The sequence below is a fragment of the Streptomyces sp. V4I8 genome (assembly GCF_041261225.1).
GTDB lineage: Bacteria > Actinomycetota > Actinomycetes > Streptomycetales > Streptomycetaceae > Streptomyces.
The window spans coordinates 2,760,628-2,773,576 of record NZ_JBGCCN010000001.1; the positions used below are offsets into that span (position 1 = coordinate 2,760,628).

Here is a 12,949-nt window from a genome sequence, read left to right on the forward strand (position 1 = left end):
CTCACAGGCGCGTCACGTGTTCGCCGCCCCCGCCAGCGCCGCGACCCGCTCCACGCCGAACGCGTACCCCTGTACGCCGCACCCCGCGATGACACCGTCGGCGCGCAGGGAGACGTATGAGTGGTGCCGGAACGACTCGCGCTTGTGGATGTTGGAGATGTGGACCTCCAACACCGGAAGGCCGTCACAGGCGTTGAGCGCATCCAGGATCGCCACGGAGGTGTGCGAGTAGGCGCCGGGGTTGATCACGATACCGCAGTGGTTCAGCCGTGCCTCGTGGATCCAGTCCACCAACTCACCCTCGTGGTTGGACTGCCGGAAGTCGATCGTGCCGCCGTGCGCGGCCGCCGCCTTGGCGCACAGGGCCTCCACGTCGGCCAGGGTCTCGGAGCCGTAGATCTCCGGCTGACGCTGGCCGAGCAGGTTCAGGTTGGGGCCGTTGAGGATCATGATCGGGGCGTTGGCCAGGGTGCGGGGCACGGTTCCTCCGGTCCGTTCGGGGCTCGCGCGGTCCGTCGATGACCGCTGCTCAGCCCCCGGTTTATCACGGTGCGTGGATGACGCCGTGCGCCATACCCTCCCGGTATGACCACGATCTCGTATCCGCCCAAGCCCTCCCCTGGCGACCGCGTAGCAGTCATCTCGCCCGGCGCGGGCCTGCCCGGACTCTTCCCGCGCCCCTTCGAACTGGGCCTGGAGCGGCTGCGCAAGGACTTCGAGCTCGAACCGGTCGAGTATCCGGCCACCCGCAAGATGGGCTCGACGCCGCAGGAACGAGCCGACGACATCCACGCCGCGTTCGCCGACCCGGACATCAAGGCGGTCATAGCGTCCATCGGCGGCGACGACCAGATCACCGTGCTGCCGCTGCTGGACCGCGAGTTGATCCGGGCCAACCCGAAGCCGTTCCTCGGGATGAGCGACAACACGAACCTGCTCATGTTCCTGCGCAACACCGGAATCGTCGCCTACCACGGCGCGACCGTGATGTGCGAGCTGGGCCGGCCTGGCGCCATGCACCCGCAGACCGCCGAGTCGCTGAGAGCTGCCCTGTTCACCTCGGGCGAGTACGAGCTGAAGCCCGCAGGGCACTGGAACGACATCAGCCGCGACTGGGCCGACCCGGCCACCTTCGACGCGGAGCCGCAGATGCGACCCGCCAACGGCTGGACGTGGGTGAACGCCGATCGGATGGTGGAGGGCCGCAGCTGGGGCGGTTGTCTGGAGATCGTCGGCTGGCTCCTGATGGCCGACCGCGAGATCGCGCGCGACCCGGCGGAGTACGACGGCGGAGTACTGCTCCTGGAGACGTCGGAGGAGTTGCCGAGCGCCAACGAGGTCTTCTGGACCCTCCGGAACATGGGTGAGCGCGGGCTGCTCCAGCCCTTCTCGGCGCTGCTGATGGGCCGCGCGCGGACGTGGTCCTTCGAGCGCCCCAACAGCCCGGAGGAGGCCGTTCGTTACGCCGCCGAGCAGCGCGAAGCCGTCCGGCGCGCCATGCGGACCTACGCCCCCGACACCATGATCGTCTTCGACGTCGACCTCGGGCACACCGACCCGCAACTGGTGATCCCTTACGGCGGCATCGTGCGCGTCGACGGCCCCGCCCGGCGCATCACCGTCACGTACTGACAGGGGCCGACCGCCCCCGCACACCCCCGTAACCCGCGATCACCGTGGGTAGTTGTCGCAGCATGCACGACGTACGCACCGTAAGGGCGCCCTCCATGCTGCGGCTCGCGGCCGCCTCGCTCGCCGGCACGGCCATCGAGTTCTACGACTTCTTCGTCTACGGGACCGCGGCGGCGCTGGTCCTGGGACCGCTGTTCTTCCCGACGTTCTCGCCGGTGGCGGGAACCCTGGCCGCCTTCGCGACGTTCGGGGTGGGCTTTGTGGCGCGGCCCCTGGGATCGGTGCTGTTCGGGCACATCGGGGACCGGCACGGACGCCGGCCGGCCCTCGTCGCCTCGCTGCTGCTGACCGGCGCCTCCACGGTCGCGGTCGGCTGCGTACCGACGTACGACACGATCGGTGTGACCGCTCCCCTGCTGCTGCTCGTGCTGCGCTTCCTGCAGGGGCTGGGGCTCGGCGGCGAGTGGGGCGGGGCCGTCCTGCTGACCGTGGAACACGCGCCCGCCGGGCGGCGCGCTCTGTGGTCGAGCTTCCCGCAGGTCGGGCCCGCGCTGGGCTTCCTGCTCGCCAACGGTGTGGTGCTGGGGCTGTCGGCGACTCTGTCCGAGGCGCAGTTCGCCACGTGGGGGTGGCGGGTGCCGTTCTGGGCGGCGGGGGTGCTCGCGATGGTGGGGCTGTGGCTGCGGTCGTCGCTCGCCGAGAGTCCGAGCTTCCTCGAAATCGACGACCACGCGCGCGTGCCGCTCGCCGAGGTCGTCCGCGACCACTGGCGGCTCGTGCTGCTGACGGCCGGGGCGCTGTCGATCGGATACGCGGTCTTCTACGCCGTGACGACCTGGTCCCTCGCGTACGCCACGGAGCGGCTCGGTGTGAGCCGCAGTGTCATGCTCACCTGCATCATGGGCGCGGTGCTGGTGAAGGGCTCACTCACACCTGTGGCGGCACTGCTCGGCGACCGGTACGGGCGGCGGCCGCTGTGCCTGATCGGGTGCACTGCCACCGCCCTGTGGATGTTCCCGATGGTCGCGCTCCTCGCCACCGGTGAGCCGCTGCTGATGTTCCTCGGCTTCCTCGGGGCGATGCTCGCGTTCATCACGATGTTCGCGGTGATCGCCGCGTATCTGCCAGAGCTGTACGAGCCCCGGGTGCGCTGCACGGGCGCCGCCGTGGGCTACAACCTCGGCGGCGTCCTAGGGGGCGCGCTCACGCCGATCGTGGCGACGGCGCTCGTCGAGCAGGGCGGTCGGGTGCCCTGGGGCGTGGCGGCGTATCTGACGGGGGTCGCGCTCCTCAGCCTGGGATGCTTCGCGCTGCTGCCCGAGACGCGCCCGGTGCCCGCGGTGGCGGCGGAGCCCGCCACCGGGTGATGACGCACCGGTGATGACGGGCTCCACAACAACCTGGGGTCGGCTACGGATTCATCGCGAGCTCCAGGTATGCAGCGAATAGCACCAGGTGGACGCCTCCTTGGAGCGGCGTCGCCCGCCCCGGCACCACCGTCAGCGAGCTCACCACCACCGTCAGAGCGAGCAGCACCATGTGCGTGGGCCCCAGACCGAGGACGAGCGGGCCGGAGAGCCAGAGAGAGGCCAGGGCGACCGCGGGGATGGTCAGGCCGATGCTGGCCATCGCCGAGCCGAGCGCGAGGTTCAGACTGGTCTGCACGCGGTCACGGCGGGCCGAGCGCAGCGCGGCGATCGTCTCGGGGAGCAGCACCAGCAAGGCGATGATCACGCCGACGACGGCATGCGGCAGGTCGGCGGCCGCCACTCCGGACTCGATGGTGGGTGACACGCCCTTGGCCAGGCCGACCACGCCGATCAGGGCCAGACCCAGCAGGCCGAGGCTGATCATCGCGGTGCGGGCGGAAGGCGCGTGGGCGTGGTCGTCCACGGTGATCACCTCGCCCTCCCGGGTGATGGGGAGGAAGTAGTCGCGGTGCCGCACGGTCTGGGTCGTCACGAACAGGCCGTACAGGATCAGCGAGGAGAGCGCGGCGAACGTCAGCTGCACGGTGGAGAACTCCGGGCCGGGCTTGCTCGTGGTGAACGTCGGCAGCACCAGGCTGAGCGTGGCCAGGGTGGCGACGGTCGCGAGGGCGGCTCCGGTGCCCTCGGGGTTGAAGACCGCCGTACGGTGCCGCAGCGAGGCGACCAGCAGGCACAGGCCGACGATGCCGTTGCAGGTGATCATCACGGCCGCGAAGACCGTGTCCCGCGCGAGGGTGGAGCTCTTGTCGCCGCCGTCGGCCATCAGGGTCACGATCAGGGCGACCTCGATGATCGTGACAGCGACCGCGAGGACGAGGGAGCCGAAGGGTTCGCCGACCCGGTGGGCGACCACTTCGGCATGGTGTACGGCGGCCAGGACGGCGCCTGCGAGGACCAGCGTCACCAGCGCGACGAGCGCGCCGGGCAGGTCTCGTCCCCAGGTAAAGACCAGCAGGACGACCGCGAGCACCGGCACGCCGTACGTCCACTGGGTCGTGAGCGCCCTGAGCCTAGCGATCATGGAGCGATCGTCGCAGAGGGGTTGGGGGTTCGCATTCCGGTCGGTGTGGTGGTCAGGTGGCCCCGCGCCCTCGGGATGCGGGGCCCCTGGGGGTCGTATGTCGCTACGCGAAATCGGTCGTCTCCTGAACGTCGCAGTCCGTGAAGGACGGCGGCCTGGTGCACAGCGCGGCCATCTGCTCCGCGAACTTGGTGGTCTCGGGGTCGTCGCTGTTGCGCATGGCGTCCTCGCAGGAGTCGAACTCGATCACTACGAGGTAGCGGTTGGGCAGGCCTCGGTCCTTGAGGACGAGACGGCGCGTGGGGCCGCCGCTGCGGCCTGCCAGTCGTTGTTCCGTCTCGTGGGCCAGCTCCCGCATCTCGTCGATGCGCTCGGTCTCGAAGTCGATGATCTGCACGAACTTCATGGGTGCGTCCACAGGTGCCTCCACCCCCGGCGTGGTGTCCCCGGCCGGGGACACCCAGCACCCAACGAAGCACCGGGGGTAGTGCTCGGCAATCCGCTGAGCACCACCCCCGGTGTTGGTTCTTCCTACGTCCGACGCGGTCAGACGTCGATGCTGTCCTTCGGAGCGCCTTCGCTCTTCTCCTGCGCCGCCTCGGCCGCCGCCTGCTTCTTGGAGGCCCTCAGGCTGGTGATCGTGGTGATGATCAGGACCGAGCAGATCACGCCGAGCGAGACCGGGATGCTGATCTCGGGGACATGGACGCCGGACTCGTGCAGCGCGTGCAGCACCAGCTTGACGCCGATGAAGCCCAGGATGATCGACAGACCGTAGCTCAGGTGGACCAGCTTCTTCAGCAGGCCACCGATGAGGAAGTACAGCTGCCGGAGACCCATCAGGGCGAAGGCGTTCGCCGTGAACACGATGTACGGGTCCTGCGTCAGGCCGAAGATCGCCGGGATGGAGTCGAGCGCGAACAGCACGTCGGTGGTACCGATGGCCAGCATCACGACCAGCATCGGGGTCATGACCCGCTTGCCGTTCTCCTGGATCCACAGCTTGGTGCCGTGGTAGCGGTCGGCGACACCGAACCTGCGCTCGGCCGCCTTCAGCAGCTTGTTCTCCTCGAACTCCTCGTCCTCGTCGCCGGCCCGGGCCTCCTGGATGAGCTTCCAGGCGGTCCAGATCAGGAAGGCGCCGAAGAGGTAGAACACCCAGGCGAAGCTGGCGAGGATGGCGGCACCCGCGGCGATGAAGATGGCCCGCAGGACAAGGGCTATGAGGACACCGACGAGCAGTACTCGCTGCTGGTACTGGGTCGGCACCGCGAACTTCGCCATGATCAGGACGAAGACGAAGAGGTTGTCGACGCTCAGCGACTTCTCGGTGATGAAGCCCGCGAAGAACTCGCCGCCGGCCTGTCCGCCGCCGAAGATCAGCAGGCCGAGCCCGAAGAGGCCCGCCAGGACGATCCAGACGATCGTCCAGATTCCGGCTTCCTTGATCGAGACGTCATGCGGCTTGCGGCCGATGAAGAAATCGACCGCGATCAGGGCGGCAAGGCCCACGATGGTCAGGACCCATAGGGTCGTCGAAACTTCCACTGCGCCTCCGGCAGTCGTAACGGCAAATGTCAGCGTCGTCGCGCGCCGGAGGTCTCTTCCACCCACGATGGGCCGACGCCCCGGGATCTGGCCTGATCCGTATTGACGGGTACGCCGCAGCAGACAGGGAGTACTCCCCTCCGTGGGACAAACAGTACCCCAATCACCAAGGATTGGTAAAGCACTTGGCAAAAGAAACGCCAAGTCTGCTGGTCAGGGGGTTTTACCTGTACTTGGCCCGGGCGGCGGCGACCTGTGCCAGCACCTCCTGGAGGACCCCGCTGCCGGGCGGCACGAGCGCGGGCTCATAGGTCCAGGCGTGCCCCACCCACGGGTCGGCGAGGTGATCGTCCGGCACCGGGGTCAGTCGCAGCAGCGAACGCCACAACGGGTCGAGCAACGGGCCGTAGGCGGCAGCTTCCTCGCGGTCGGCGACCATCATCAGGTGGACGCCGACGGCCGGACCCTCGTCCGCCAGATAGCGCAGCTGGTTCACGGCCCGGTCGTCGAAGCCGTGCGGGAAGTCGTTGACGATCAGCAGTTGCTGCGAGGTGTCGAAATCGGGCGGCAGGGAGTCGGGCGCACCGCCGCGCAGCGCCATCTGCACCAGGTCGACGCGCTGAGTGAGCCGCGCGAGGAGGTCCGCGACACCGGCCGCGCCCACGGCGGGCGGGGCCGCGAGCACGCCGCTCTGCACCAGCGGTACGAGTGTCTGTCCGCCCGAACCGGCCGGATCGATGACGTGCACGGTGAACTCGCCCGCCGGATAGACGGCGAGCAGCCGGGCCGCGTGCGCCACGGCCGTCTCCATCGCGAGGCGCCGCAGGTCATGGGAGTCCGTGAACGAACCGTCGATCGATCCGCTGCGTCCGCTGTCGATCCACAGGCCGCGCTCCAGCGGCAGCCGGACCAGCATCGGGATGCGCACCTCGGCGCTCTCGGGCACGTGGAGGTCGCCCAGGCGCAAGGCCATGGGGATCTCCATCGGTACGCGATAGCCGTGCCAGACGGGGTTGTCCCAACCCGCGTACGCGGGCGGCAGCGCGGGTTCGACGACCTCGATCTCGGCGGTGAGCTGGGCGAGGTCGCGATCGAACGCCGCCCGGGCCTGGTTGACGAGCTGGGCGTGCTTGGTCTGGGCGGCCTCGCGAGCGGCATCGCCCTGTCCGCCGATCCGGCTGCGCGGGTCCGACAGGACCTGGTCGAGCTCCTTCTCCATACGGGAGTCGGCGAAGTCGACCGCGCTGCGGTAGGCGGCTGTCGCGCGGGCCAGGTCCTCGAACATGCCCCACACCTGGTTGTAGAGCCGCTCGTCCATGGACCAGCCGGTGGCGTCGCCCGCGACGGGCCGGGCGGGCTGCCCGGGCTCGGCCGGGGGCGCGGTCGGCGGGGGCGGCGGCGGAGCCGCGTTCTGCCGGCCCGGGTGGCTGTAGTTGATCGGGCCGCCTGGCGTGGGGGCGGCCGGCTGGGTGGGATCCGAGGCGCCGCTTCCCCCCTGATACGACGGCTGCGGCGTCGGCTGGCCCGGCATGCCCGGCGTCTGGGTGCCGTACGGCGACGTGGGCTGCGGTGATACGGAGCCGGAGCCGCCCTGCGGTGCGGAGCCGCCCTGGTCCGGGCCGAGTGCCGGCGCGGCCGGCTGCCGGGAACGGTCGCCGTCCGTCCGTGTCGGCGGTGCCGGCACCGAGCGGGCCATACCCTGGGCCACGGCTTCGTTGATGCCGCCGGCGAGTTGGTGGGCCTGGGGCAGGCCCTGATCGGTGAAGAGGTCGGCGAGACCACCGGCGTACCCCTGGCCGATGGCACGCACCTTCCAGGCGTCCTGGCGGCGGTAGAGCTCCAGGGCGACGACGGCCGACTCGGCCTCCAGACCGGTGATGGTGTAGCTGGCGACCTCGGTGCCGTCGAGGCCGGTGACCGCGACGAAGGGGGTGGCGACGGCGCCGAACCGGGTCGGTCCGCCGCCCCCGATCGGCAGGGCGAGGAGCACACTGACGCGGTGGACGGCTTCCGGCATGGCGTCCAGGTCCACCGCCAGGCGATGGTCGGCGGCCGCCTGCCGGGAGACCTCGAGGCCGGGCAGGGTGGGGGCGCCGGGGTGGGCCACCCATTCGACGCCGTGGATCCGGCCCTGCTCGTCGCCGAGCGTGGCGGCGGCCACGATCGGCGCGCCGGCCGAGACCCGGATCTCCAGACGGGCCTGGGAGAGCGGGTGATTCTGCCCCCGCACCAGCTCGGCCGTCATGCCTTCGTCCCCCTGTGTCGCTTGTCGTGTCGGGTGCCGCTCGCCCGGCCGCCCTGTCGGTCCTACAGGTGCGGCAGGATCGCCGGCATCAGGTCCTGGAACGTACGGCCGTTGGCCGGCGTGCCGAGGGCCGTCATCGTCCAGCCCGCACCCGTGCGGTGCACCTTCGCCATGATCTGGGCGGTGTAGGAGCCGCCGCCCGCGAGCGTGTAGCGGGCGAGTTCCTGGCCGTTGGTCTCGTCGACCAGGCGGCAGAACGCGTTCTGCACCTCCTGGAAGGTCTGACCCGTGAAGGAGTTCACGGTGAAGACGATCTGGTCGATGTGGACCGGGATGCGCGCGAGGTCGACGAGGATCGCCTCGTCGTCGCCGCCCTGGCCGACGCCGCCGACGAGGTTGTCACCGGTGTGGCGCACCGAGCCGTCGTCGCTCACCAGGTGGCGGAAGAAGACGACGTCGACCGGCTGCTTGTCCGCGAACAGAACGGCGGAGGCGTCGAGGTCGACCTCCCGCGTGCGCGTGCCGAACAGGCCCCGCCGGGGAGCCGCCTGCCAGCCGAGACCCATGCGCACCGCGGTCAGGCTGCCGCCGTCGTCCTTCTGCAGACTGATGGCCTGACCCTTGGTCATGTTGACGGTCACGTGCTGTTTCCCCTCTCGAACTGTCCCCTGTTGGCCGCGGACTCCGCGGATGACCAGAACCCTACGCACGGGCACTGACAGTGCCGTACCCCGGTCCCCACTTTGTGTCGGTCTTGCAACACAGCGAGTGCCCGTCAGGCCAGGCCCGCCTCCTTCATCTGCCGCAGTTCCTTCTTCATCTCGGACACCTCGTCACGCAACCGGGCCGCGATCTCGAATTGCAGATCGGCGGCGGCGGCGCGCATACGCTCCGTCAGCTCCTCGATCTGCTCGGCGAGATCGGCCGCCGGACGGTCGGTCGGCACCGTCGCCTTGGCCTTGCCCTTGGCGGGCTTGGCCGCCTTCGCGCCCTTGGCCGCCTTGTCGCCGAGGGACGGCACGGGTGCCTTGGTGCCCCGGCCGTCCTTCTTCGCGCGGTAGCCGGTGCCGAGCAACTGCTCCGTGTCGACGTCCTCGCGGGCGATCTGCGCCACGATGTCGTTGATCTTCTTGCGCAGCGGCTGGGGGTCGATGCCGTTGGCCTTGTTGTATGCGACCTGCTTCTCGCGGCGCCGGTTGGTCTCGTCGATGGCCTTCGCCATCGCCGGGGTGATCTTGTCGGCGTACATGTGGACCTGGCCGGAGACATTGCGCGCCGCGCGGCCGATGGTCTGGATGAGGGAGGTGCCGGACCGCAGGAAGCCCTCCTTGTCGGCGTCGAGGATCGCCACCAGGGACACCTCGGGCAGGTCGAGACCCTCACGGAGCAGGTTGATGCCGACGAGGACGTCGAACTCGCCGGCGCGCAGCTCACGCAGCAGCTCGACGCGGCGCAGGGTGTCGACGTCGCTGTGCAGATAGCGCACCTGGATGCCCAGCTCCAGGAAGTAGTCCGTGAGGTCCTCGGCCATCTTCTTGGTGAGGGTGGTGACCAGGACGCGCTCGTCCTTCTCGACACGCACCCGGATCTCGTGCACCAGGTCGTCGATCTGGCCCTCGGTCGGCTTGACGACGACCTCCGGGTCGACGAGGCCGGTGGGGCGGATGATCTGCTCGACCTGGCCGTCCGAGCGGGAGAGCTCGTAGTTGCCGGGGGTCGCCGAGAGGTAGACGGTCTGCCCGATGCGTCCCTGGAACTCCTCCCACTTCAGCGGCCGGTTGTCGAGGGCCGAGGGCAGGCGGAAGCCGTGGTCGACGAGGGTGCGCTTGCGGGAGGCGTCGCCCTCGTACATGGCCCCGATCTGCGGCACCGTCACATGCGACTCGTCGATGACGAGGAGGAAGTCCTCCGGGAAGTAGTCGATCAGAGTGTTCGGTGCGGAGCCGGGCGAGCGGCCGTCGAAGTGCATCGAGTAGTTCTCGATACCGGAGCAGCTGCCGATCTGCCGGAGCATCTCGAGGTCGTACGTGGTGCGCATCCGCAGGCGCTGGGCCTCCAGGAGCTTGCCCTGCTTCTCCAGCTCGGCGAGGCGCTCGCCCAGCTCCTTCTCGATGTCATTGACGGCACGCTCCATGCGCTCCGGGCCCGCGACGTAGTGGGAGGCCGGGAACACGTACAGTTGCTCGTCGTCGCTGATGATCTCGCCGGTGAGCGGGTGGAGGGTGGACAGCGCCTCGATCTCGTCGCCGAACATCTCGATACGGACGGCGAGCTCCTCGTAGACCGGGAAGATCTCGATGGTGTCGCCGCGCACCCGGAAGGTGCCGCGGGTGAACGCCAGGTCGTTGCGTGTGTACTGGATGTCCACGAAACGGCGCAGCAGTTGGTCCCGGTCGATCTCCTCGCCGACCTTGAGGGGAACCATGCGGTCCACGTACTCCTGCGGAGTACCGAGGCCGTAGATGCAGGAGACCGAGGCGACCACGACGACGTCACGGCGGGTGAGCAGCGAGTTGGTCGCGGAGTGGCGCAGGCGCTCGACCTCCTCGTTGATCGAGGAGTCCTTCTCGATGTAGGTGTCCGACTGCGGGACGTAGGCCTCGGGCTGGTAGTAGTCGTAGTACGAGACGAAGTACTCGACGGCGTTGTTCGGCAGGAGCTCGCGGAATTCGTTCGCGAGCTGGGCGGCCAGAGTCTTGTTCGGCGCCATCACCAGGGTGGGGCGCTGAAGCTTTTCGATCATCCACGCGGTGGTGGCGGACTTGCCGGTGCCGGTCGCGCCGAGCAGGACGACGTCCTTCTCGCCGGCCTCGATGCGCCGGGCGAGCTCGGCGATGGCCTGGGGCTGATCGCCGTTGGGCTGGTACGGGCTGACGACCTCGAAGGGCGCCACCGTGCGTTCGATGCTGGAAACGGGCCGCATGAATCAACCGTACGACCCGCCACTGACAACGCGGCCCGATCAGTGGTTTTGCGGAGTGCGGGAGCCTCGGTGGTCCTGGTTGCGGCGCACGCGGAGCTGGGGGCGGCGGGCCTGATGCGGGACGGAGCTGTGGGCCGGGACGCCCGGCTTGTGCTCGACGGGGGCGGCCGCGGGTTTCCCCATGACCATGTGGGGGTCGAACAGTACGACGGCGCCGGCGAGGAGCAGGAAGACGAGCGGGCCGATCAGCATCGGTGCGAGCAGGGTGGCGGGTGAGTCTCCCGTGGAGGGGGCCGCCGTGCCGTGGAGATGGACGCTGAGGGCGGCCATGCCGGTGTAGTGCATGCCGCTGACGGCGAGGCCCATGACGAGGCTCGCGCCCAGGCTCCACATGAGACCTCTGACCTGTCCGGCGGCCCACAGGGCCGCGGTGGCCGCCACCATCGCTATGGCCACGGAGGCCGCGACCGTGAGCGTGTTGTACTCCAGCTTGCCGTTGAGCCGCAGGCCGGCCATGCCGAGGTAGTGCATCGACGCTATGCCCAGGCCGGTGATGGTGCCGCCGGTGAACAGGGCCGTGCCGCTGGCGCCCTTGTAGCCGACGATGAAGATCCCGACGCCCACCATGACGATGGCGACGGCCAGGCTCGCGAACGTCATCGGTTTGTCGTAGTGGATCCGTGTCTCCTGGACCGTGAACCCCATCATCGCGACGAAGTGCATGGTCCATATGCCGGAGCCGATGGCCGCCGATCCCAGGGCGAGCCAGCCGGGGCGCCAGGACTGCGAGACGAGCATCGATCTTGTGGTGCAGCGAAGGCCCAGCGCACCACCGAGGCAGGCCATGAGGTAGGCCACCAGCGGAGTGACGAGTCCGTAGCTGAATCCGTCGATCGTGCCCTGCATACGCGACCGCCCTTCCCGCCCTGTTACATCCCGGAATGCTGTGAATGCGCCCCCCTCCCAGCACCGCCCGAGCGGTCAGGGTTGAGGCAGAGAGTAACTCCCACCGGAATGGTCGAACGATTCTCCGGCAAAGAAACACGGCCTTGCCCCAGTTGTGCGGCACGAGTGAGCGGGCCCGGGCAACTCCATTCATTCTGTGGCCATTCTGTACTCCTCCATCGTTGACCCTCTGCTGTCACAGTTGTGCTGTCTGTGATCGTTCGACGCGAGGAGTACGCATGCACGCGCGCGCCGTAGCCGCCACGACGACCGCACTCCTGGGAACCGCCGCTCTTCTGCTGCCCGCCCCCCAGGCCCGGGCCGGCGCCGAGCGGCCGACGGTCATCGCCCACCGAGGTGCCTCCACCTACGCCCCCGAGAACACGCTGGACGCCGTCGACAAGGCCGCCGAACTGGGCATCAGCTGGGTCGAGAACGACGTCCAGCGGACCAAGGACGGCGAGCTCGTCGTCCTGCACGACGACAACCTGAAGCGCACGACCGACGTGGAGGAGGTGTTCCCCGGCCGGGCACCCTGGAAGGTGAAGGACTTCACCGCCGCCGAGATCGCCCTCCTGGACGCGGGCAGTTGGTTCAGTCCCGCATACGCGGGCGCGCGCGTGCCGACGTTGGAGCAGTACGTGGACCGCGTGGAGCTGCACCACCAGAAGCTGCTCCTGGAGATCAAGAACCCCGACCTGTACCCGGGCATCGAGGGGCAGACCCTCAAGGCCCTGGCCAACGAGGGCTGGCTCGACCCGGACCACCTGACGAGCCGGCTGATCGTGCAGAGCTTCAGCGCCGCCAGCGTGCGGACCGTCCACGAGCTGAGGCCGGCCGTGAAGACCGGATTCCTGGGCACGCCCCCCGCGGAGGACCTGGCCGGGTACGCGGTCTTCGCCGACCAGATCAACCCCTCGTACAGCTCCATCTCCACGGACTACGTCTCCTCCGTCCATGAGGTCGAGGGACCGCACGGCAGGCCGATGGAGATCTTCACCTGGACCGTGAACGACGCGGACACGGCCCGGCTGGTCGCCGGCTACGGCGTCGACGGCATCATCACCAACAGCCCCGACGTGGTGCGGGACGCCCTGCCCGAGGACTGAGGCCCGCTCCGGCGGGCGGTCGCCCGCATGCTCACG

The 12,949-nt window shown here is 69.2% G+C and carries 11 protein-coding genes; 3 read left to right on the top strand and 8 right to left on the bottom strand.

The features are described from left to right. Positions 1 to 12: 12 nt before the first annotated feature. Complete coding sequence (aroQ, locus tag ABIE67_RS12540) at positions 13 to 480, bottom strand: type II 3-dehydroquinate dehydratase (RefSeq protein WP_370256535.1); 468 nt, start codon at positions 478 to 480, stop codon at positions 13 to 15. 105 nt (positions 481 to 585) lie between these two features. Between aroQ and ABIE67_RS12545 the strand changes: the two genes are divergently transcribed. Together ABIE67_RS12545 and ABIE67_RS12550 are read left to right on the top strand one after the other, a co-directional pair. Then, a complete protein-coding gene (locus ABIE67_RS12545) occupies positions 586 to 1,632 on the top strand; it encodes a S66 peptidase family protein (RefSeq protein WP_370256536.1) in 1,047 nt (348 codons plus the stop codon). Between the two features lie 62 nt (positions 1,633 to 1,694). Further along, entirely contained in the window at positions 1,695 to 2,999 is a 1,305-nt protein-coding gene (locus tag ABIE67_RS12550) for an MFS transporter (RefSeq protein WP_370256537.1), read from the top strand. Positions 3,000 to 3,042: 43 nt separating this feature from the next. On the opposite strand, the gene ABIE67_RS12555 is transcribed toward ABIE67_RS12550, so the two are convergent. From ABIE67_RS12555 to ABIE67_RS12585, 7 genes are all read right to left on the bottom strand, one after another. Continuing rightward, positions 3,043 to 4,143 carry a calcium:proton antiporter gene (locus tag ABIE67_RS12555; protein ID WP_370256538.1) on the bottom strand — a complete coding sequence of 367 codons (1,101 nt, stop codon included), beginning with the start codon at positions 4,141 to 4,143 and terminating at the stop codon, positions 3,043 to 3,045. 103 nt (positions 4,144 to 4,246) lie between these two features. Further along, the gene (locus ABIE67_RS12560) at positions 4,247 to 4,549 is read right to left on the bottom strand and encodes a hypothetical protein (RefSeq protein ID WP_370268497.1); all 303 of its coding nucleotides are present in this window, start codon (positions 4,547 to 4,549) and stop codon (positions 4,247 to 4,249) included. A gap of 140 nt (positions 4,550 to 4,689) precedes the next feature. Then, a complete protein-coding gene (locus ABIE67_RS12565) occupies positions 4,690 to 5,691 on the bottom strand; it encodes a TerC family protein (RefSeq protein WP_370256539.1) in 1,002 nt (333 codons plus the stop codon). 223 nt (positions 5,692 to 5,914) lie between these two features. Beyond that, the gene (locus ABIE67_RS12570) at positions 5,915 to 7,936 is read right to left on the bottom strand and encodes a TerD family protein (RefSeq protein ID WP_370256540.1); all 2,022 of its coding nucleotides are present in this window, start codon (positions 7,934 to 7,936) and stop codon (positions 5,915 to 5,917) included. Between the two features lie 62 nt (positions 7,937 to 7,998). Further along, positions 7,999 to 8,577 carry a TerD family protein gene (locus tag ABIE67_RS12575; protein WP_370256541.1) on the bottom strand — a complete coding sequence of 193 codons (579 nt, stop codon included), beginning with the start codon at positions 8,575 to 8,577 and terminating at the stop codon, positions 7,999 to 8,001. A 134-nt stretch (positions 8,578 to 8,711) separates the two neighbouring features. After that, the gene (gene uvrB / locus ABIE67_RS12580) at positions 8,712 to 10,859 is read right to left on the bottom strand and encodes an excinuclease ABC subunit UvrB (RefSeq protein WP_370256542.1); all 2,148 of its coding nucleotides are present in this window, start codon (positions 10,857 to 10,859) and stop codon (positions 8,712 to 8,714) included. Positions 10,860 to 10,898: 39 nt separating this feature from the next. Beyond that, positions 10,899 to 11,765, bottom strand: a complete 867-nt coding sequence (locus ABIE67_RS12585; protein ID WP_370256543.1) for an MHYT domain-containing protein — start codon at positions 11,763 to 11,765, stop codon at positions 10,899 to 10,901. A 278-nt stretch (positions 11,766 to 12,043) separates the two neighbouring features. Here ABIE67_RS12585 and ABIE67_RS12590 point away from each other — a divergent pair, with 278 nt between their 5' ends. Continuing rightward, positions 12,044 to 12,913 carry a glycerophosphodiester phosphodiesterase gene (locus tag ABIE67_RS12590; RefSeq protein WP_370256545.1) on the top strand — a complete coding sequence of 290 codons (870 nt, stop codon included), beginning with the start codon at positions 12,044 to 12,046 and terminating at the stop codon, positions 12,911 to 12,913. The last annotated feature ends 36 nt before the right edge of the window (positions 12,914 to 12,949 follow it).

Excerpts from the sequence above, each read along its gene's own strand:
- ABIE67_RS12545 (WP_370256536.1), top strand. The coding sequence starts at position 586 with ATGACCACGATCTCGTATCCGCCCAAGCCCTCCCCTGGCGACCGCGTA.
- ABIE67_RS12550 (WP_370256537.1), top strand. The coding sequence starts at position 1,695 with ATGCACGACGTACGCACCGTAAGGGCGCCCTCCATGCTGCGGCTCGCG.
- ABIE67_RS12555 (WP_370256538.1), bottom strand. The coding sequence starts at position 4,143 with ATGATCGCTAGGCTCAGGGCGCTCACGACCCAGTGGACGTACGGCGTG.
- ABIE67_RS12560 (WP_370268497.1), bottom strand. The coding sequence starts at position 4,549 with ATGAAGTTCGTGCAGATCATCGACTTCGAGACCGAGCGCATCGACGAG.
- ABIE67_RS12570 (WP_370256540.1), bottom strand. The coding sequence starts at position 7,936 with ATGACGGCCGAGCTGGTGCGGGGGCAGAATCACCCGCTCTCCCAGGCC.
- uvrB (WP_370256542.1), bottom strand. The coding sequence starts at position 10,859 with ATGCGGCCCGTTTCCAGCATCGAACGCACGGTGGCGCCCTTCGAGGTC.
- ABIE67_RS12585 (WP_370256543.1), bottom strand. The coding sequence starts at position 11,765 with ATGCAGGGCACGATCGACGGATTCAGCTACGGACTCGTCACTCCGCTG.
- ABIE67_RS12590 (WP_370256545.1), top strand. The coding sequence starts at position 12,044 with ATGCACGCGCGCGCCGTAGCCGCCACGACGACCGCACTCCTGGGAACC.